The following is a 22174-nucleotide window of genomic DNA, read 5'->3' on the forward strand; positions in this document are numbered from 1 at the left end:
AAATAGAATTCGCAATATCTTTATTGCCTAATTAATGACTTAACTCGTTTATGAAGACAAGCATAAAACTATTTTGTATTATTCTATTGGGTATTTTCTTTACTCAACCGCTACTTGCCAAACCTGAAGTAAGTCTACCAAGTACATTAAATTTAATGGGCTCAAAGGTAGTGATTACAAAAGGTGGAATGGACAAGGTTATGGTCAAGTACAATAGCCTTACCCGTTCACAAAAGCATTATGATATTCTTTTAGAAAGATGTAACACTTATTTCCCATACATCGCTCGTGAACTTCAAACCAGAGGTGTACCGGAAGAATTCAAATACCTGGCATTACAAGAGTCGCTTTTGGATGGAAATGCCATCTCTAATGCTACTCCTCCTGCAGTTGGTTTCTGGCAGTTTAAAGATTTCACAGCTGAAGAAAGAGGTATGACCATCAATAGAACTATTGATGAAAGAAAAAATGTAGTAGCAGCAAGTATCGGTGCCGCTGATTACCTTTCTAAGAATCACTATTACCTCGGCAATTGGTTCTATGCTATGATTTCTTACCATGACGGTCTGACGGGTGCAAAGAATTACATCAAAAAGAATAAGTTAAATTATTACTCACAAGTGACTATTAATGAAAATACACACCCTTATGTACTTCATTACTTAGCACACTATTTTGCATTTAAAGATAAAATTGGTCAAGATCAGAATCATACTGTTTTAATTGAGTTGCCTACTAACGGTTATTCATTATCACAAGTATCAAAATTCACAGGTCAGCCATTAAACATTATTTCGTCTAACAATATCTGGCTATCAGGAAGCTACATTCCAGAAGACAAAGTTTATTCTGTAATGATTGAAGCAAAACCAAATGAAATCAATCAAATGGTGGCGAAGCTTTCTCCGTATGCGAAGACAAGAAAAACAAGAGCCGCACGTTCTATCTTCCAATTCTATGCAGATAGTATTAAAGACGATTATCCATTTGTATTGAATACGAATACTGAAAGCGACAATAATAAATATGAGTTTGCGATTGTCAACGGTGTAAAAGCGGTGATATTGAAAGAAGAAATGACTCAAAAAGAGTTGATAAAATCTTTAGGCAACCTTTCAAAAGGTAAGCTTAAAAAATATAATTACATTAAGGGCAAGGATATGTTGATGAAAGACAGACATTATTATATTGAACCTCTTCCAACATCAATTCCTGTTTCCTATCATATTTTAGCTGAAGGTGAATCGTTGAATTACATTGCGATCAAATACGGAATTGACCTAAAAGCTTTAAAAGAACTTAATGATATGTCAAAAGAAACTGACGCAAAAGTCGGTGACAAGATTTACTTCAATTAATCTTTTTAACTTTCACTTCAAAAAGCTCATGGATTCGTTTCATGGGCTTTTTTTATTTAAATAATTCTAAACTCCATAGGTCTTTCATAGGCGTTACGCGCTTCTCCTATTGTAAAGCTGATCCACTCTGGTGAACTGCTTCAAAAGAAAGTGTATTGTATTCATATTTTAATGGAAAGACTTATGAAGAAGATTTTTTATTTCAAGCTACTTATTAATGGGCTCAACAGGTTGTCTACGATTTTGAGTACAACCTCTCCTGATCTCAACAGCATAAATTCTACACCTAAAAACGTAAAACCGATTTCGTATAAAGGGTTGTTTCATGAAACAGAAGAAAGTCTTTTTGTTCAAAATTATATTTTCTATGCTGACAACACTTTTAAAGTTGAAAAATATGAAATGAAATTTGAGAACGCTATTCCAACAAATTATGAGGTCGTTGTAGATGATGGAAAATACATACACCAAGCAGGTATTTATATCAATACTATTCATAAGACAGGTTTTTCTAATTATATCAGAGAAGGCAACAGCTATGTAAACCAGAAGAAAGGTGTTCTAAACAACAAAATAATGGAGAGTATTGACTTTAAAGAAGAAATACTTTTAGGTATTCCTTGGATCAATGAATATATTGATCCTATTGTTTTTGAAAACAAAATAAAAAATAAAGCTTGCTAACTGATACTATGGAAAGTTAAGCTTATAATAAAATGCAAAATGCTTTATATCTCTCCGGATATAAAGCATTTTTCTCAATGAAGGTTATTAATTATTTTGTCTTGCTAGACTGAGGAAATAACTTTTGTTTCGCCACTTCTAGTTGGGCAAGCATTAGTTTGTCGAGATAGCTAGATTCTCTTGTTGGCTTCATTGAAGAATTGTCTTTTGTTTCAAAAGTATTAGACTTCTTCATTCTGATAATTTAAATGTGTAAGTAACGTTAAATAACTGTGTACCTGCAAACTAGCCATAATTTATGATTTTTCAAAGAAATAATTTGTAGTACGTACCTATGATACGTTCTAAAAAAGGATATTTACACAATTCTAGTTCTCTGAATTAGAACGTTTTATCCGCATAAAAGCCACACCCTATGAGTGTGGCTTTTTGTTTACTTCATATTGGGTTGAATTCAAATTCAAGAAAGTAATAGTACATTCATATAACCAATTCACCTCTTCGTTTTTTATCATCTATTCTTCATATATGAACAATACCCAAATAATATTTAAGTAGTTGTTTTGCGTCATCAACGAATTTTCAATCTATACAACATGAAACATTTCTACAAGCTATTGGTAATGACTATTTTAGTCACTTTATCAACTTATGTAAACGCTCAAAATTCATCTATTACAGGTGTCATTGTTGATGAAAACGACCTTCCATTGATTGGTGCCACCGTACGTGTATCCAATCATCAGTATTTAGGTTCGCTGACAGATGCATCGGGTAAATTTATCTTAGTAAACGTACCTGAAGGAACACAGGAATTAGAAATCTCTTACATGGGATTTGAGACATTAAAACAAAGTGTGGAATTAAAAGCAGGTGAGGAAGCGAACTTGAAAGTCATTAAAATGAAGGGTAGTATCATCCTTGGTGACGAAGTGGTCATCATGGGTTCTAATCTTCAAGGTCAAGCAAAAGCTTTAGGACAACAAAAAAACGCCAATAACATTATGAACGTGATCAGTGCTGATCAAGTGGGTAAGTTTCCAGATTCAAATGTTGGTGATGCATTGAAAAGAGTTCCAGGTATTACAATGCAGTATGATCAAGGTGAAGCAAGATTTGGTTTGATCAGAGGTACTTCTCCAGACCTGAGTTCAATTACTATTAATGGTGAAAGAGTTCCTTCGGCTGAAGGTGAAACAAGAGCTGTACAATTAGACCTTATCCCTGCTGATATGGTGCAGTCGATTGAAGTTTCAAAAACGTTGACTCCTGATATGGACGCGGATGCTATTGGCGGTTCTGCAAACTTGGTTTTAAGATCTGCTCCAAATGATCTTCGTGTTTCAGGTACATTAGGTACAGGTTATAACTTCCTTTCTGAAAAAGCAATGCTGAATGGTGCTGTAGTTATTGGCAACCGTTTCTTCAATGATAAATTAGGTGTGATTGTAAGTGGATCTTATTTTGACCACAACTTAGGTTCTCACAATATTGAAGCAGAATGGGACAATGAATCAAATCCTGAAATGACTGATTTCCAAATCAGAACGTATGACGTACACAGAATCAGAAGATCACTTTCTACTACTTTGGATTATGCTTTAGGAACCAACTCTAAAATCTATGTGAGTGGTATTTATAACCACAGAGACGACAGAGAAAACAGATACCGTTTCAGATACAAAGACATTGAATCCAATGGTGATGGCACTTACACTGCTGAAATCAGAAGACAAACAAAAGGTGGTTTAGATGACAACAACAATAAAAATACACGTTTAGAGGACCAAAGAACTTACAATGTCACTTTAGGTGGTGAGCACTTGATTGCCAATCGTTTCAAATTAGACTGGTCAGGTACTTTAGCGAAAGCTTCAGAAGAAAGACCTCACGAACGCTACATTAACTGGAGACTGAAAGATGTTGTTTTAACTCAAGACCTTTCGAACCCAGAAAAACCTAATGTAAATGATAACGGTGCTGGTGTTGATTACGGTAGTTTTGATCTGAAAGAAATCACTGAGGAGTACCAATACACTGAAGAGCTTGACCAAAACGCTAAAATCAACTTAGAGATTCCTTTGAACAATACTCGTAACAAAAGCATCATTAAAATCGGAGCTCGTTATAGAGGAAAGGAAAAGATGAGAAGCAACAACTACAGCGAGTTCGAGCCAGTAAATGCCAATGAGGAAAACTTTAACTTTATGATAAACCAACCTTTGAAAGATCAAACAAGAGATCCTTTCTTGGCTGGAAATCAATATAAAGGAGGAGAATTTACTGATCCTGCTGCACTTGGAAAATATGACTTGAACAATACTACTCTTTTTGAAAAATCAGATCTTCCTGAGGAATATTTAGGTGGAAATTATAATGCAAAAGAACAAATCACTGCTGGATATGCGATGTTAAAGCAAAGCTTAGGTACAAAGTGGTTCTTCATTGCTGGTGCTAGAGTTGAAAATACGCAAGTAGAATACACTGGCTACCAAGTAGAGTTTAATGAGGAAGGAGATTTTGATCCTGCTGCTTCAAAAACAATTGAAGGGACAAACAGCTATACTAACGTTCTTCCATCAGTTCAAGTGCGTTATAATGTCAATGAGAACACAATCATCAGAGCCGCTTGGACCAACACTTTAGCTAGACCTCGTTATTTTGATTTGGTACCTTACCGTGAAATCAGCAGAGAAGACAATGAACTTTCAGAAGGTAACCCAGGTTTGAAACCTACTACTTCTATGAACCTTGATTTAATGGGCGAGCATTATTTCAAATCAGTAGGTATTATCTCAGGTGGTTTATTCCATAAAACATTAAATGACTTTATCTATAACTATCAAGCACGTAATTACACTGACCCTGTAAGCGGAAATGTTTATGATCGTTACTCACAACCTCGTAATGGTGCTAAGGCAACTTTAACAGGTTTCGAAGTGGCTTTCCAACGTCAATTAGACTTCTTGCCAGGTGCATTAAAAGGATTAGGCATCTACACTAACTACACTTACACTTCTTCTGAAATCAAAGATTTAGGAATTGAGGAAAGAGAAGATGAGAAGTTATCATTACCGGGTACAGCACCGCACACAGTGAACGGATCACTTTCATTTGATTCAAAGAAATTAAGCTTTAGAGTTTCATTGAACTACACTGCTGCTTACATCGACGAGTTAGGTGATGAAGCATTCAAAGACAGATATTATGATCAGCAATTGTTCCTTGATGCCAACGCATCATATGCATTCACTGATCAATTGAGATTATATGTTGAAGCCAATAACTTATTAAATACTCCACTAAGATATTACCAAGGATCGGAGCAATATACTATGCAATCGGAATACTATAATGCTAGAGTTCAATTAGGATTGAAATTCGATCTATCAAAGTAATCTGAATTCCACTACAAATAGTCAAAACGTAGAGGTGCGGTTTTTCAAACTGCATCTCTTTTTTTATTGAACTTTTTTAAGATAATAAATCACTTCTTCTGTGTAATTGCTTTACATTTTACCCCTGTAAGTTTTAAAATTTTATTTATCTTAGGCAAAATTCTAGAATTACTATCTTGCAAACTTTATGGGTTACCGAAAACTCATACAGCTTCATTTTTTGATCGGGGGACGTAAATAATGTTATTAAGTAAATTAGAGATAAAAGGTTTTAAAAGTTTTGGTGAAAAAGTTACACTAAACTTTGATAAAGGTATTACAGCCGTGGTTGGACCAAACGGCAGTGGCAAATCCAATGTAGTTGATGCTATCAGATGGGTACTTGGTGAACAAAGTACCAAGGCATTGCGTTCTGAAAAAATGGACAACATCATTTTTAATGGCACCAAAAGTAGAAGGCCATTACAGATGGCGGAGGTCTATCTTACTTTTATCAATAATAAAAACTTACTTCCTACTGAATATACAGAAGTGACCATTGGTCGCCGTTTTTACCGATCAGGCGAAGGTGAATATTCTCTAAATGGTGTCCCCTGCCGTTTGAAAGATATTCATGGTTTGTTCCTAGATACTGGTATTGGTTCGGATAGTTATGCAATCATTGAATTGAAAATGATTGATGAAATCTTGAACGATACACAAAATGCAAGAAGAACCCTTTTTGAAGAAGCGGCCGGAATTTCAAAATTCAAGAAAAGTAAGAAAGAAACACTCAAGAAACTCAAAGACACTGATGCTGACTTAGAGCGTGTAGATGATTTACTTTTTGAGGTCGAGAAAAATATGCGTTCGTTGGAGCGTCAGGCCAAGCAGGCTCAGCGCTACATCAAACTCAAGAAAACATATAAGGAGTCGAGTATTCAATTGGCTCTTAAAAAGGTAGATTCTCAGGCGAAAGAATTAAATGAACTGGCAGATAACATGACTGCCAAGAATGAGGAAAGGAATGTCACCATCAAAACAATTGAGGAACTTGAGGCTTCAATTGCAAAAGAAAAAAAGGAATCTATTGATAAGGAAACTCTTTTTGCTTCAAGACAAAAAACACTGAATGAACACATCTTAAAGATGCGTCAGATAGAAAGTGAAAAGAGAATCAAAGGGGAAAGAAAACGTTTTCTGGAAGAGAAAAAACAAACGCTCGAAACACAATCTACTTTGGATAGAGAGGCTGTAGCATTAGCGCAGCAGGGTATTGAGAGTTTGCAGATTCAGTTGGGTTCCATTGAAAGAATGGTCAATGAAACGGAAGCTGAATTGACGAAAACACAACAGGAACGTGATACACAGACACATAAATCTGATGAACTTGAAGTGAGAACTAAAGAGTTTGAGCAACAAGTAAAAAATAAACAATCCATCATTTTTCAACTCAAACAAAAAGTTGAAATCAATGAGGTACAACTTTCTGCATTAAAGCAAGAGTTGGAAAGAGCACATGTTGAGTCTTCTGAAAAGTCTTCAAGCTTGGCAGAGTTTGATACACAATTTGCTTCTTTAGAAGGTGAAAGACTGAGTGCGAGCATGCAATATGAAGAGGTGAAAGAGAAACATGATCTTCACCAGCAAAAAATTCATGATTGCAGAGAAGAGCTGGAAGGTATTAAAGACAGATCTTCTGAAATCCTCCGTTCATTGGATGCTAAAAGAAATGAGCATGCCTTGACAAAATCATTAGTAGATAATTTAGAAGGTTATCCAGAAGCCATCAAATACCTGAAACAGGAAACTGATTGGGCCAAGGAAGCTCCTATGCTATCGGATACATTGCACTGTGAGGATGATTACAGAGTGGCCATTGAAGGCTACCTTGCTCCTTACTTGAATTACTTTGTCCTTGAAAATGAGGACGAAGCTTGGCGTGCAGTCAACCTTTTGGAGGAAATGAAAAAAGGTAAAGCCAACTTCTTATTGTTAGATAAATTTGAAGGCTATTCTCCTTCTCCTCGTAAAGCAATCGAAGACGCTATCTCTGCTATTGACGTAGTAGATTTTGATGATAAATACGCTTCATTGATCACTTACCTTCTGGATGGTGTTTATATCGTTCATAGAAATCAAAATAACCTTCCTAAAAACGACAGTGTTATTTTGGTGACTAAAAATGGTAAGGCTATTCGTAGAAAGTCAGCGATCACAGGCGGTTCTATAGGCTCTTTTGAAGGTAAATCTTTAGGTAGAATCAGACACCTTGAAAACCTGACGGAAGAAATTAATGCACTCGAAAAAGAGGCTGAAGAGATTCATATTAAGAAAGTTGAAAAACAGCAACTCCATAAAGATCTTCTTCAAGTTAATTTCTCCCATGAATTAGAAAGTGCACAGCACAACCTTCAAATCGTTTCTCAGGAATTAATTAAAATCAAAACTCAGAAAGAAGAGTTTGCGAAATTCCTGAAGGCAAGTGCCAATAAGAAAGAAGAGATTCTGGAAAGAATTGGTGATGCTGAAATCGCCATCAGCGAAGGTAAACCTCAACTGGAAGATGAAACCTATGCCATGGAGTATATGACTGAACAGTTGGAGGAAATGCAAGAGAACTTGGCGATTGAAAAAGAGAAAAAGACCGAGTACTCAAGTAAATACAATCAACTTCACATTAATTTCCTTCAGCAAGAAAACCAGTTCAATGGGCTTCAGAAAGAGATTGATTTTAAAGATGAAGAATTGGTAAAAGCTCAGAATAGAATTGATCAGAATATAGAGGAAATAGAAAAAGTAGAGCAAGATTTATTGCGTGCTGATTCTTTGGATGAGGAAGGTGATCAAGAGCTAATTAAACTTGAAGAAGAAAAACAAAATATAGAACGCGGTGTCCAAGAAGCAGAAAAAGCTTATCAAGATGCCAAGGATTTGATTTCTGACACTGAAGTCGATATCAAGCTTAAACAAGTACATAAAGAAGAAATTGATCAAGAGCTTTTAAAAGCCAATGAGAGAATCAATGCACTTCGTCTTTCTTTAACTTCTGTAAAAGAAAAAATTGCAGTTGAGTTTGAAGTCGATATTGAGCAAATGCTTCTGTTTAATCCAAAATCCCCTTCTACCGAAAATGAGGAAGGAGAAAAAACGGAGGAAGAAGAGAACCCTTATAAGGAAATGGGAATTGCAGAATTGGAGCAGATCAGCGAAGATTCTAAAAGAAAATTAGGTTCATTGGGTGCTATCAATCACACTGCTATTGATGCCTTTAATGAAATCAAGGAAAGAAACTCATTTATCTTAAGTCAAAGAGAAGACCTTAATAAGGCCAAGGAACAGTTATTACAAACTATTGAAGATATTGACGCTGTAGCTCAAGAAAAGTTCATGAAGGCCTTCGTGCAGATCCGAGAGAACTTTATGGAAGTGTTCAGGTCTTTATTTACAGATGAAGATAACTGTGATTTACGCTTGGCTGATGATAATGATCCATTGAATGCAAAGATTGAGATTTTGGCACAACCGAAAGGTAAACGACCTCTGACGATCAATCAGCTTTCTGGTGGAGAAAAAACATTAACAGCAACGGCATTGTTATTTGCCATTTACCTAATCAAACCTGCACCTTTCTGTATTTTTGATGAAGTAGATGCCCCACTTGATGATGCCAATGTGGACAAATTCAATAGAATCATCAACAAGTTCTCTTCTAACTCACAGTTTATCATTGTGACGCACAACAAGAGAACGATGTCAAGTACTGACGTCATTTATGGTGTAACGATGATCGAACAGGGTGTTACTACTGTAGTTCCGGTGGATATCAGAAATACACCTCAATTAGATGCTTTCACATCAAAATAAAACACTGATAATTAAGGATTTTCATTCATAAATGTCCAATATTTTGGATTACGTTCATTTACGAACATTCACAAAATCACTTACAAATACATAAATAATTGATAATAAGATATTTATGTGTTTTTAGGTGATTTTTGGTATTTATATGATGTTGTTATTTAACTCACACCATAAAATCATGAAATACCGAGTCACCCTTCTGTTACTATTACCTCTTTTGATCTCCTTACTTTCATTCTCTCCTGTTAAATCTGACAACCCATTTTCAGCAAAAAACGACAGTTCACGACAGGACAAAGAACGTAAAAGAGATAAGAAGCTCACTGATGAATCAGAATGGCTTTATTACGCTGAATCAGCAAAGGAAAGGATTCTCAACAATGAGAATTTACAAGATGCTCTTGAACTGATAGATCACAGTTTAGATTTACAAGTCAATTCTACCAACCTTGAAATCAAGGGAGATTATTATATAAAAATTGGGGATTTGGATAACGCCTTCGAGCAATACCAAAAAGCCATTGAGCTTTGTGTCTTCAACATTAAAAACAAGCATCAATTAAAAAACCTTCAGACTAAAGCAATAAGTATTCGTCGTCTTTTAATATCAAAAAATGAGTACAACAAATAATTAAAGTTTATCTAGAAAAAACCTATAAACTACTGAACCTTACCACTTTCGTGGTAAGGTTCTTATACGATTTTCATCAGTAGTTTTGCCAGAATGAGGAAAAATTTCCGACTAAGTTGAAAAAATCTTCGTAAAAGACAATTAATCCTTCGAAGTATTACAAAGATATAGAACTATTAATAATTATCAACAGATCAAATGTTAATTAACAAATAAATCTTAAAAATAGTTCTGTTTTTACACTTATAAATTAATTCTGGTTATTTTTCAATGCTTCAATCAGTTTTGGAACTACCTCAAATGCATCTCCAACTACCCCATAATCAGCGGCCTTGAAGAAAGGAGCTTCAGGATCTTTGTTGATCGCTACAATAACTTTTGAAGAGTTCACACCTGCTAAATGTTGAATAGCACCTGAGATACCCACTGCAATATAGAGCTGTGGAGCTACCTTAATACCAGTCTGTCCAACATGCTCATGGTGCGGTCTCCAATCCATATCCGACACCGGCTTAGAACATGCTGTTGCTGCACCAAGCGTAGAAGCCAAATCTTCAATCATCTGCCAGTTTTCAGGACCTTTCATCCCTCTACCTGCAGAAACTACTAAATCAGCTTCTGGTAATAAAATATCACCTTCCTGCTTGTGTACTCCTACACGCTTCACTCCAAAATCTGCATCATCAAAAGCCACTGAAATTTCTTCCACTGTCGCTTCTGAGCCACTTTCTTCTAGAGGTACTACATTTTTTGTTACTGTAAGTACTTTCTTCCCTTCAGGCACTTCCACATAAGCAAACGCCTTTCCTGTGAACACTCCTCTTTTTACCACAAAACCATTTGAAGTATCTGGTAATTCCTGAACGTTGGCCACAACACTTGCTCCCATTTTTATGGCTACTCTTGCCGCTACTGCATCAACCAAAGAAGAACGTGACATAATCACAGTCTCAGTCCCAGCTTGGTTCGCCGCTTCTGCAATTAATTTGGCTGTCGCCGAAATTACACCATCATTCAATCTGTCATCAGAACAATGTAAAACCTTTGACGCTCCATATTTACCAACACTCGCTAATTCGGAAGCATCAATACTTCCCATAGCTACTGCTGTTACTTCTCCTAATTTTGATCCATATGCAACTGCTTCTAATGAAGATTTCTTGATGACTCCATTGTCGGCTTCTATAAATACTAATACTGACATGTCTTTTTGATTATTTTATGTGTTAAGTTGGGATAATAAATTAAAGAACGCGGGCTTCATTTTTCAGCAAACCTACAAGCTCGTCCATTTGACCAGCATCAACCATTTTACATTCCCCTTTTTCCTCAGGTAATTCAAATGTCTTGTAAGTTGTTACTCCATCAACGCCTACAGGTTCTACCACTTGAAGCGGCTTTTTTCTTGCCATCATGATACCTCTCATATTTGGAATTTTCCATTCGGCAATAGGTTCTTGACATCCAGCTACGAAAGGCATTGCTACCTCTACATCTTCATGTCCGCCTTCAATTTCTCTACTCAACTTGGCTGTAGATCCATCTACTTCCAATTTCATAGCAGGGGCAATAGAAGGCCATCCCATTAGCTCTCCTACTAGACCATGTACAAGACCTGAGTTGTAATCCGATGACTCACGTCCCATTAAAATCATATCGTAATTTTCAGATTTTGCATGTTCAACAATTTGTTGAGCTACAAATAAAGAATCTGTTGGTACCGCATTTACCCTTACAGCATTGTCTGCTCCAATGGCCAACGCTTTTCTGATCGAAGGTTCTGTATCAGCTTCTCCAACATTAAGAACAGTTACTGTTCCTCCAGTAGCTTCTTTGATCTCAACAGCTCTCGCCAATGCAAAATCATCATAAGGTCCGATGATAAATTGAACTCCGTTAGTGTCAAGCTTATTATCTGCAAACTTGATTTTAGTAGTGGTGTCAGGTACGTGACTAATGCAAACTAAAATTTTCATGTGTTGTGTTATTAATTGGTGATCACTTTCTATGGTAGAAAGCAATAATTATCTTAAATTTCTTTTATTGGTAGAGCTAAAATAGTATGCAAGCATAATAAATTGCAAGTTTTATTTAGAATAAATATAAAAGATTGTCATAAAAGTGGTTTCTCGGTATAGTATTAAACATTTTCAAAGACAAAAAATTATATTAACACCAATATCAGTATAAACATAGCACTATTTAATTTCTGTACGAGAAATTAAGAAGAATAACATTTACACTCAAAAAAAATTTTCAAAATGGGAATTGCAAAAAAAAGATTACAAACCGCGTTAGATGGGAATGTTGAAAAAATGTTGAACCAACAAGTTCAGCTTGAAGATCAATCTTCTCAATTTTATCTTTCCTTTGCCTCTTGGTGTGAACGTGAGGGGTACGTTAAGTCAGCAGAGTTTTTATACGATCATGCAGAAGAAGAACGTCAGCATATGTTGAAGTTTTTTAAATATATAAATGCTGTAGGAGGACATGCTTTAGCCGCAGAAATTACTACAGTACCACATGAATTTGAATCTCTTCGTCAGATTTTTGAAATGGTACTTGAGCATGAAGTAAAAGTTACTAAAGCAATTAATGAAATTGTTGATTGTTGTTTCCAAGCAAAGGACTTCTCTACATTCCAGTTTTTACAATGGTTTGTGGCAGAACAGCGTGAGGAAGAAGAAACTGCTCGTACTATTTTAGATGCTTTTGATCTAATAGGTGAAGATAGCCCTCAAGGTTTATGGTTAATTGACCAAGAGATTGGCCGTATTGGTCAGCAAGCAGAAGAAGATCCATCTGCAGAAGCGTAATATGCAAAAAATAGGTTGCAATCCATTTTATTATGGAAGCAACCTATTTTATTTTCTCTTTGAAGTGAAAGGTTTTAAACTTCTTCACTATGTATGACTCTGATACCGGAAACCTTCATATCAGTGATTGCATTTTGAACATCATTAGGTTTCAGGTTGACACCCTTTGTTGCATCTTCAATCAAGAATGTTTTAAAACCACAGGATATTGCATCCAATGCGGTAAACTTCACACAATAGTCAGTGGCTAGCCCTGTAATATAAACCTCAGTGACTCCTTTATTTTTCAGGTAATCATTTAAACCTGTATCTTTTCTTTTTCCGTTATCAAAAAAGGCACTATAGCTATCAATACTTATATCAGTACCCTTTTTATAAACAGCATCAATATTTGTAGTATCAAGAGAAGAAACAAATTCTGAGCCTTCTGAGTGTTGTACACAATGTATAGGCCACAAAATCTGTGGAAGTCCGTTTAAGTCGATGATTTGCCCCAATTCTTTGCCTTCATGATTGTCAGCAAAGCTCAAATGCTCCTGAGGATGCCAGTCTTTTGTGGCAACAACAAGGTCAAATTTAGATGATATTTTATTTATTGTTGGTATGATTTGATTTCCTTCGGGTACTTCTAAAGCCCCTCCTGCAACAAAATCATTTTGTACATCAACAATTAACAATGCACGCATACGTAAGTTTCAATATTTTATTTTTAAATAATAAGACAATTTACAATAACATTTAAAAAAATACATAAAGTTGCTATTAGAATAAATGTATCTATGTAACTTAACGTAATTGATTCTATTATACACCATTAATTTTTTCGAAAAATGGATAAAAAAAGTAAAGACTTTTTATATAAATATTTAAATAACCCATCACCAACTGGACATGAAGCCGAAGGGCAAAAAATCTGGCTGGATTATATAAAACCATTTGTAGACTCTTCATATGTTGATAATTACGGCACAGCGGTAGCAGTTGTCAACCCTGATGCTCCTTATAAAGTAGTGATCGAAGCACATGCTGATGAGATCAGCTGGTACGTCAACTACATCACGCCAGAAGGCTATATTTATGTGATCAGAAATGGTGGTTCAGATCATCAAATTGCCCCTTCAAAAAGGGTCTTATTACACGGTGAGAATGGAATCGTTGAAGGTGTTTTTGGATGGCCTGCTATCCACACACGTAAACCAGGAAAAGAGGCTGTACCTTCTTTAGACAATATTTTCATTGATGTTGGAGCAGCTTCAAAAGAAGAGGTAGAAGAAATGGGTATTGTAGTAGGAACTGTAATTACTTATGAAGATGAACTTCGTGAACTTAATAAAGGTAGATATTTTTCTGGTAGAGCTTTGGACAACAGAATTGGCGGTTTTATGATTGCTGAGGTGGCGAGAAGACTTAATGAAGAAAAACATGAAGTTCCTTTCGGTCTTTATGTTGTCAATGCTGTACAAGAAGAAGTAGGATTAAGAGGTGCTGAGATGATCACTCAAACCATTAAACCTAATGTTGCAATTGTGACGGATGTCTGCCATGATTCATCTGCGCCTATGTATAACAAGCAACAGGAAGGTGATACTAAAGGCGGAGACGGTCCTGTACTTACAGTAGCTCCAGCGGTTCAGAATAACCTTTTCAAGATGTTGGTTAACACTGCAAAGAAAAAAGAAATTCCATTCCAACGTGCTGCTTCATCAAGAGTTACAGGTACAGATACTGATGCTTTTGCTTATTCTAATGGCGGTGTTCCTTCAGCATTGATTTCATTACCTTTGAAATATATGCATACTACAGTAGAAACTGCACATGCAGATGACATCGAGAATACAATCAAGTTAATGACAGAATTCTTGAAACAATTGCCAAATGAGCATGATTTCAGATATATCAAATAAACTCACATTGCTATTTTAAGCACAAAAAAATCCTCTTAGTTACTGTTGTTAAACCAAGAGGATTTTTTATGTAAAAAGAAAAAGCTTATTGTTTTTTGCCACCTGATACTTTAGGAATTGACATTCCATGATTCTTTGAGACGATTACATTAATCTTATTCATTTTATTCTTTTTCAGTTTCGATGATTTCAAATCATCCTCGCTTCTCATATCTCCTTTTGTTGCTACTACATAGTAAGAGATCTCTTTAAGACCTTTAGTAAATTTCACTCTACCATTTTCATTCGTCTTTGTTTTGGCTTTGATTCCATTCACTTCATCAAAAGCATCATCTTCACTAGCGTAAAGTACTACGTCTGCTCCTTTTACAACATTTCCTTTTTCAGTTAAGACAGTCACTTGAAGACCAATTAAAGCGAAAGGGTTTTCTTCCTTTGAGGGTGCATTAAAGCTAGTAGTCGCAATTAATAAAATAACCCCAGATAAAAATGATAGTAAGTTCGTCGTTTTCATAAAAAGATAAATTAGAATTTAAAAATCATGCCCTAAAGTTACATAATACTTTGGGTTTGATTGTCTAAAACCATCTTCAATTCCCCATGCAACATCTAATTTTAGATAATATCCTAATAATGTTGTACGACCACCTACTCCATGTCCCATTAAGAATGGGTATCTAAAGTTTTTCACTGTAGCATCAAATGAACCTACAGGGCCTATTTCTTCAGTATTCAAACCATTATCTTCTTCAAATGGATTGACTCCGGTCCAAGCAGATCCAATATCAAAGAAAACAGTAAATTGTAAATCTCTCAATAATTTTGATTTAACTGGTCGCTTTGTCAGGAACTTCATCACTGGCATTCTCAATTCTGCATTGAAAACCATATAGTTCTCTCCTTCCCATTTGTTCCAATTAAAACCTCTTAGAGGAGTCGTAAATTTAGTAAACATCAAGTCCGTTAAATCTGGAATATCATTTACATTTTCGATCTGAACACCTCTAGGATCATTGTCCATACTACCAAAAGCCCAGTTTTCCATACCACCTAAACGGTAAGTTTTAGGACTTTGTCCAAAGAATGCCCCTGCCGAACCTCTCAGAGCTAAAGTCATAGATCTTAATACTTTCTGATAATGTCTTATATCAAAAGAGATATTTTGAAAGTTCAGTGAAATATCGTTGAGTCCTACATAATTCTCATATCTGATTTTTGCTCTTGTACCAATCAACATATTTTTCCCTCTCTCCAAACTGTTATCAAATACATATTCAACGTTAAAGCCAGTCCAATAACGGTTTACATCATCTACATTCAAACCAGGGTTGATGGACGTATCTGTAAAACGTGTGTTGGTTAAGAATGGTAAAACCTCAATTCTACTACGGATACTAACAGGAAGTGAAACTCCTACTTCATAATAGTTTTTACTATAACGATGGAAAAGCTGATCAACTTCTAACGACTGTCTTTCATATCTAACACTGTAATCCAAGCGGTGCTTCAAATAAAGGTATTCAGCAAAGAAGTTACCGTTGTTCAATGAGAAAGTACCAAATAGACCTGCATTGATCTTATGATTTTCCATGGCATCAGTCATCATTACTTCAAATTGCAAACCTGAACCCATTAATGGATCAAAACGCATGTTGGTATTAAAACCGTCTACAGAAAAACGAGTCTCATAATCTTTCGATTTGGAGAACATTGACTTTTTAGCTGATGCCTCTTGTTTTGCCTTCAATCTATTATTGTATTTACTCCAAAAGGCATCTCTTTTATTTTTACTATAAGAGAAGAACTTATAGTTATCAGTGTTGGCTTTATCTTCTTCCTCATTTTCCGTGTAAGTCGGTTTTTGAGGTAATTTTCCAATATCAGGTCCATTATTTCCTGATGCCCCATTAGTTGTCACAAAAGAATAATCTTCAAAATCTATTTCCTCATCAAACGGATCTTCTTTCTTCTCTGGTTTTAACTCTTCTATCTTAACAACTTCCGAAGGTTCTTCCACTTTCTTCACTGTGTCTTGAAGAGCAATGGCCTGTGTTTTATCTTCTACTTCAATAGTATCGCTCCAAACAATATCATCACCTTCATAAGCTGTATCAGCTGTGTCTGCCAATATTTTTCTAAGCTGTTCCTCTTCCTGCTTAGCTTGGAAAATAGAATCTTGAATTCTCTGTAGTTCTTTTTGTCTCTGCTGTTCTCTGAAAAGAGCCATTCTAGCCTCAGCCTCACGTTTACGTTTAGCTTGTAATTCTTTTTTCTTTTTAATTTCCCTCAATTCACGAAGATCCATAATTTGCTGTCTCTTCGTTTTAGGGGTGAAAATTGTATTACTCACGTCAACATTTCCTGTGTATATATGCTCTTTTTCGTTACTGTAAGCCACATAAGCAATGTCTCCTTGATATGTAGTATAATCTTTAATACTATACTTAAAATTGGAAACCTGTCTTGCTAAAGAATCTTTTATATCATATACAAAGAAATTCGTGATTCCTTTTCTATCACTCAAAAACAATAAATGTTCATCATCTAAGATTGACGGCTTGAAATCTTTCCCTAAGTTATTTGTGATTCTTTCTAATTTTTGAGGATTGGATTTTGAATAGACAAACAGATTAAAGGTACCATTAATATCTTCTAGATCGCCCGTTTTTGTTTTTGTAGAATCTACAGATCTGTTCGAACTAAAAACAATGTCAGAACCATTTGGCAAGTAGGATGGTGTAATATCATCAAAATAATCTTTTGTAATCTGTCTTGTTCTACGTCTTGCAATATTATGCTCATAAATATCAGTCTGTCCTCTTCTTTCAGCACTCATGGCTACTTTTTTGCCATTTGGAGAAACTGATATATCATTAATATGATCAAATTTAAATTCAATTTCCCTTTTTAAGTATCTGAAGAAAGTATTAAAGCCACCCTTCGACAGGTTGTAAATAAACATATAGTTTTGCCCTTTTTTCTGAGAAAAAATAATCAGTTCATCTTTACTAACCCAATCCACAAGAGGTACATCGTAATCGATCTGCTGATTGACTACTTTATAACCACTCTTAAATATTGTTCTGATTTTTTTCTTATTAAGGTCATATACATTAATCTTATACTTTCCTCTTTCATTTTCAGTATAAGCCAATCGAGTACCATCAGGGCTGATGTTTATCTTATTATATATTCTTGATTTTCTATTCCTATTAATAGACTCTTTTTCATTAATGTCTACATAGTTCTGCTCTAAAGATTCGTGTTCATCTAAATAGAATTTCTTCCAACCTTCTATAAATTCCTCATATGAAATTCCCAAAGTATTTTGAATAGCCACTTTTTCATCTCTTACAATCCTTGTAAGGTTAAGAATAGAAGCCATATTACTTTTACCATATTTCTCTACAAGATAGTTCCAGATAGACTGACCAACAATTTTTGCATTTTCGCCTTCTAAATATCGAATGTTAGGGAATTTTTTAGGATGTCTTGAGAAGAAATCTCTGACTTTATCATCCATATCTCTTGACCAACCCCTTGCTATATAATCTGAAGCCCCCACTATGAACCAATTGGGCAGATTCATTAAATAACTCGATTTGATCATATCTTTCAAAGAACCGCCATACATCATTTCAAAAATGAGTGCATCTGCAATACTCCTTTTGACATCTTCTTCAAAAAGATATTTTGCTCCACTAAAAGCTACTTCTACTTCTGAACGGATAAAACTTGTTTGACCAGTAATTGCATAGCCCTGTTGATTAATACCTATATTACTTTGACGAAGATCCTGTACAGAGTTGTATACTAAAATCTTTGTTTTATAATAAGGAGCGTAACCTACGGTCTCAGTAATATTTTGGTATTCCCTTTCAGCAATTTCACCTGCTATTTTGGCAATCGTAATACCATACCCATAATAATAGAGTTCGAAATGTTCAGTTTCAATGTAACTCCAATCAAAAATTTCATATTGGACTCTGTTTTTTCCAAATTTTTCTAATCGAAAGAAATGTTGTGCATTTACACTTCCAACTAAGAAGAACAATATGAATATTGAAATAAATAATTTGCAGTGTCGGTTCATATTATAAAGGTTGCCCATTTTAAAGAGCAGTCAGATATTTAAATAGATAGATAATGCTGCACACGATTTAAATTAATCCCGCACATCACAAAAAGAGTTAATAAATAATAGCTCACTCTCGGCTGTTCCGAAATTAAGATATTTTTTGAGATTGATTACAATTAATTTAATAAAAAAAATTGATGAATGTTTACTAAAAAATACAAAAGATCACCATTTTCTGCTTTTGATCATTTTTTATTGGTGACTTAAACCTAATATTTTTCTGATATTCTCAAATAATCTGTTTATTTTTGGCTTGAAAACGAAAAATTGGTAAAAGACAATAAAAAATACAGTCTTAATTAGATTATGGCAGAAGTAATCAGAATGCCTAAGATGTCAGATACGATGACAGAAGGCGTAATAGCATCTTGGTTAGTAAAAGTAGGCGATGAAATCGCTTCAGGCGATGTGATCGCAGAGGTTGAAACTGATAAAGCAACTATGGAGTTGGAAAACTATGAAGATGGTACTCTACTTTATATTGCAGTTCAAGAAAAAGAAGCAGTTCCTGTAGACGGAATTATTGCTATTGTTGGTGAAGAAGGAGAAGATTTCCAATCTCTTCTTGATGGTGGCAATGCTGCTCCTGCACCTGCTGCGGAAGCTCCAGCTCCTACTGAAGCACCAGCTGCAGCTCCTGCTCCTGCTGCAGAGGCAATTGATACTTCAGGTATTAATGCCGTTGTAGTTAAAATGCCAAAAATGTCTGATACCATGACTGACGGTACCATTTCACAATGGTTAATGAAAGTGGGTGACGACGTTGAAGCTGGCGATATCCTTGCTGAAGTACAAACAGACAAGGCTACAATGGAATTAGAATCTTACGATGAAGGTAAGTTATTATATGTAGCTGTTGAAGACGGCGGTTCTGTTCCTGTTGATGGTGTAATTGCTATCATCGGTGAAGAAGGAGCTGACTATGAAACTTTATTGAAAGCTGAAGAAGCTAATTCGGCAGCTCCGGCACCTGCTCCTGCGGCTGAAACAGCAGCTCCGGCTCCTGCAGCGGCACCTGCTCCTAAAGCGGCAGCTCCGGCTCCTAAAGCAGCTCCTGCAGCAACAACTCCTCAATCTCGTGATGCAGCTCCAGCTCCTGAGCATGATGGCAAAAGAGTTTTTGCTTCTCCATTAGCGAAGAAAATGGCAGAAGACAAAGGTTTCAACATCGCTATGATTCCTGGTTCTGGCGAGCACGGTAGAGTAATTAAGAGAGACGTTGAAGCTTACGTTCCTGCTCCAACAACTGCACCTGCAGCTCCTGCGGCAGTAGCAGCGCCAGTTGGTGTAGAAAGCTTTGATGATCAGCCAATGAACAGCATGCGTAAGGCTATCTCAAGAAACCTTACTGCTTCTCAATTTGGTGCTCCTCACTTCTACTTGACAATGGATATCGACATGGACAATGCTATGAAAGCTAGAAAGTCTATGAACGAGCTTCCTGACGTAAAAGTATCTTTCAACGATATCGTAGTGAAAGCTGTTGCAGCTTCATTGAAGCAACACCCTATGGTAAACTCTTTAGTTGAAGGTGATTCAATCAAAGTAGCTAGCCACGTAAACGTAGGTGTAGCAGTTGCAATTCCTGACGGTTTAGTAGTTCCAGTAATCAGAAATACTGACTTGATGTCATTATCTCAGATTTCTAGCACTGTGAAAGAAATGGCAGGTAAAGCAAAAGACAAGAAACTTTCTTTAGATGAAATGTCTGGTGCTACGTTCACTATCTCAAACTTAGGTATGTTTGGTATTGAGCAGTTCACTTCAATCATCAATGCTCCTGCTTCTTGTATCTTAGCAGTAGGTGGTATTAAGCAAGTTCCTGTAGTGAAAAACGGACAAGTAGTACCAGGTAACGTAATGAAAATTACACTTACTTGTGATCACAGATCTGTTGATGGTGCTATTGGTGCAGCCTTCTTACATACGTTGAAAGGTTTATTAGAAGATCCAGTTAGAATCTTAGTATAATTAAGATCTCAAAAATAAATTCAAAAGCGACTTTACTTCGGTAGAGTCGCTTTTTTTTATTGCTTCAAGTACAACTCTAAAAAATAATTGATAACTAATTTTGTCTTAGTACTTAAATACAAAAAAGCACAACATACTGGAACATGTTGTGCTTTTCTTGTGATTGGATTAATCGTCCTCTGTCGTTAGACAGCTTATCTTTAGTATTATTCGCAATTATATGAACGGAATGTGAACAAAAAAGTTACAGAAAAAATGATATTTATTTTATTTTTTACAAAAAAGATTAATTCTGTATAACAAATTGCAATAAAATCACCACTGTCCATTCTTAATTTCATCAATTGCAACCTCTAAAATCGTATCGATATTCTTTTGATAATCAGATGGTTTCTGAGTCACATAAATATCTGGTGGCACTCCTAATTCAAAATCCAAATCACCATCAACAGATCTTGTTTGTGTGACCGACATTCTATAATACCACCCATTAGGCAACTGCCCTCCTCTTGGAGCTCCAAGACCTCCGCCTGTTGGGACACCAATAATTTTTACATCTCTCAACTTCTGTACTGCTTTCATTGCTGTTGCAAAGTAAGAAGTGGCACTGTAGCAACTTCTATCGGTCAAGATGACGATCCTACCAGGATAATAAAGCCCTGAAGGAGATATATTTGCAGGAATCCACTCATCAAAGTCATCTTTTCCTGGACCTACTTTATTTCTACTGTAATAAAGTATTGTTTCACCAGCATCAGCAGGAATAAAACGTTCACATAATTGGAAAATATTGAGTGGTGAACCTCCTCCGTTACTTCTCACATCAATAATTAAACCTGCTGTTGAGGCTCCATATCTTGATATAACATAATCTATATCATAATTAGAGATCAATGAAACAAAACTGCTATACCTTACATATCCAATACCCCTTGGGTCATTTGGATTTCCATTCACATGCAAAGTATCAATTACTTTTTGGCCATTATCATCAATTCTATGAATAAAATCATGCTGCAGAGGGCCAGTGATTAAATACTGTTCACTCAAATAAGTACTTCTTACAATTCGTGTACTATAATTTGAGTCTGGAACTGCTAGTTCTGGATACCTTGAAACACTAAAAGGGGAATATAAATTCACATGTCCATCTTCCAGTATTTTCAGCATATCAAACATTAAACTAAAAAACTCCTCTTGTCGCATATCATCTTCCACCAATAAGCTGTACTCTTGATATACACTATCCCAGTTAATCTTTTTCAATTCAAAGTAAGAATATTGTTCATCTACTTTTTTCCACAGGTACTCAAATGATTCTCTATGGTTACTTCCTGGATCTTTTTCTATAAATAAGTTTTCACAGCCAAATAAAAAAACGGCTACAAAAACACTTAAGACTGCTGTTTTAAATTGATTTGTTCTCAT

The 22174-nt window shown here is 35.6% G+C and carries 15 protein-coding genes; 8 read left to right on the forward strand and 7 right to left on the reverse strand.

Annotation, left to right across the window (positions count from 1 at the left end):
- Nucleotides 1-50: 50 nt before the first annotated feature.
- Together AVL50_RS15280 and AVL50_RS15285 are read left to right on the forward strand one after the other, a co-directional pair.
- Entirely contained in the window at nucleotides 51-1358 is a 1308-nt protein-coding gene (locus AVL50_RS15280) for a lytic transglycosylase domain-containing protein (RefSeq protein ID WP_082795838.1), read from the forward strand.
- Nucleotides 1359-1541: 183 nt separating this feature from the next.
- Complete coding sequence (locus tag AVL50_RS15285; RefSeq protein ID WP_157491345.1) at nucleotides 1542-2042, forward strand: hypothetical protein; 501 nt, start codon at nucleotides 1542-1544, stop codon at nucleotides 2040-2042.
- Nucleotides 2043-2133: 91 nt separating this feature from the next.
- Here AVL50_RS15285 and AVL50_RS33005 read toward each other — a convergent pair whose 3' ends face one another.
- On the reverse strand, nucleotides 2134-2277 hold the full coding sequence (locus AVL50_RS33005) for a hypothetical protein (RefSeq protein WP_157491346.1): 144 nt from the start codon (nucleotides 2275-2277) through the stop codon (nucleotides 2134-2136).
- Nucleotides 2278-2638: 361 nt separating this feature from the next.
- Between AVL50_RS33005 and AVL50_RS15290 the strand changes: the two genes are divergently transcribed.
- The 3 genes from AVL50_RS15290 (at nucleotide 2639) to AVL50_RS15300 (ending at nucleotide 9917) form a co-directional block, all read left to right on the forward strand.
- The gene (locus AVL50_RS15290) at nucleotides 2639-5440 is read left to right on the forward strand and encodes a TonB-dependent receptor (protein WP_062617348.1); all 2802 of its coding nucleotides are present in this window, start codon (nucleotides 2639-2641) and stop codon (nucleotides 5438-5440) included.
- Nucleotides 5441-5680: 240 nt separating this feature from the next.
- Nucleotides 5681-9286, forward strand: a complete 3606-nt coding sequence (gene smc / locus AVL50_RS15295; protein WP_062617349.1) for a chromosome segregation protein SMC — start codon at nucleotides 5681-5683, stop codon at nucleotides 9284-9286.
- Between the two features lie 178 nt (nucleotides 9287-9464).
- The gene (locus tag AVL50_RS15300) at nucleotides 9465-9917 is read left to right on the forward strand and encodes a hypothetical protein (protein WP_157491347.1); all 453 of its coding nucleotides are present in this window, start codon (nucleotides 9465-9467) and stop codon (nucleotides 9915-9917) included.
- A gap of 250 nt (nucleotides 9918-10167) precedes the next feature.
- Here AVL50_RS15300 and AVL50_RS15305 read toward each other — a convergent pair whose 3' ends face one another.
- Both AVL50_RS15305 and AVL50_RS15310 read right to left on the reverse strand, forming a co-directional pair.
- A complete protein-coding gene (locus tag AVL50_RS15305; protein WP_062617351.1) occupies nucleotides 10168-11121 on the reverse strand; it encodes an electron transfer flavoprotein subunit alpha/FixB family protein in 954 nt (317 codons plus the stop codon).
- Between the two features lie 40 nt (nucleotides 11122-11161).
- Entirely contained in the window at nucleotides 11162-11893 is a 732-nt protein-coding gene (locus AVL50_RS15310; RefSeq protein ID WP_062617352.1) for an electron transfer flavoprotein subunit beta/FixA family protein, read from the reverse strand.
- Between the two features lie 285 nt (nucleotides 11894-12178).
- Between AVL50_RS15310 and AVL50_RS15315 the strand changes: the two genes are divergently transcribed.
- Entirely contained in the window at nucleotides 12179-12733 is a 555-nt protein-coding gene (locus tag AVL50_RS15315) for a ferritin (protein WP_062617353.1), read from the forward strand.
- 74 nt (nucleotides 12734-12807) lie between these two features.
- On the opposite strand, the gene pncA is transcribed toward AVL50_RS15315, so the two are convergent.
- Complete coding sequence (gene pncA, locus AVL50_RS15320) at nucleotides 12808-13419, reverse strand: bifunctional nicotinamidase/pyrazinamidase (protein WP_062617354.1); 612 nt, start codon at nucleotides 13417-13419, stop codon at nucleotides 12808-12810.
- A 144-nt stretch (nucleotides 13420-13563) separates the two neighbouring features.
- Between pncA and AVL50_RS15325 the strand changes: the two genes are divergently transcribed.
- Complete coding sequence (locus tag AVL50_RS15325) at nucleotides 13564-14637, forward strand: M42 family metallopeptidase (RefSeq protein ID WP_062617355.1); 1074 nt, start codon at nucleotides 13564-13566, stop codon at nucleotides 14635-14637.
- A gap of 85 nt (nucleotides 14638-14722) precedes the next feature.
- Here the strand turns inward: AVL50_RS15325 and AVL50_RS15330 are convergent, their stop codons facing one another.
- On the reverse strand, nucleotides 14723-15151 hold the full coding sequence (locus AVL50_RS15330) for a hypothetical protein (protein WP_062617356.1): 429 nt from the start codon (nucleotides 15149-15151) through the stop codon (nucleotides 14723-14725).
- Between the two features lie 18 nt (nucleotides 15152-15169).
- The gene (locus AVL50_RS15335) at nucleotides 15170-18748 is read right to left on the reverse strand and encodes a PD40 domain-containing protein (protein WP_062617357.1); all 3579 of its coding nucleotides are present in this window, start codon (nucleotides 18746-18748) and stop codon (nucleotides 15170-15172) included.
- A gap of 333 nt (nucleotides 18749-19081) precedes the next feature.
- Here AVL50_RS15335 and AVL50_RS15340 point away from each other — a divergent pair, with 333 nt between their 5' ends.
- Complete coding sequence (locus AVL50_RS15340) at nucleotides 19082-20746, forward strand: 2-oxo acid dehydrogenase subunit E2 (RefSeq protein ID WP_062617358.1); 1665 nt, start codon at nucleotides 19082-19084, stop codon at nucleotides 20744-20746.
- A gap of 315 nt (nucleotides 20747-21061) precedes the next feature.
- On the opposite strand, the gene AVL50_RS15345 is transcribed toward AVL50_RS15340, so the two are convergent.
- Complete coding sequence (locus AVL50_RS15345) at nucleotides 21062-22174, reverse strand: S41 family peptidase (protein ID WP_062617359.1); 1113 nt, start codon at nucleotides 22172-22174, stop codon at nucleotides 21062-21064.

Source organism: Flammeovirga sp. SJP92 (genome assembly GCF_001583495.1).
Classification (GTDB): Bacteria; Bacteroidota; Bacteroidia; order Cytophagales; family Flammeovirgaceae; genus Flammeovirga.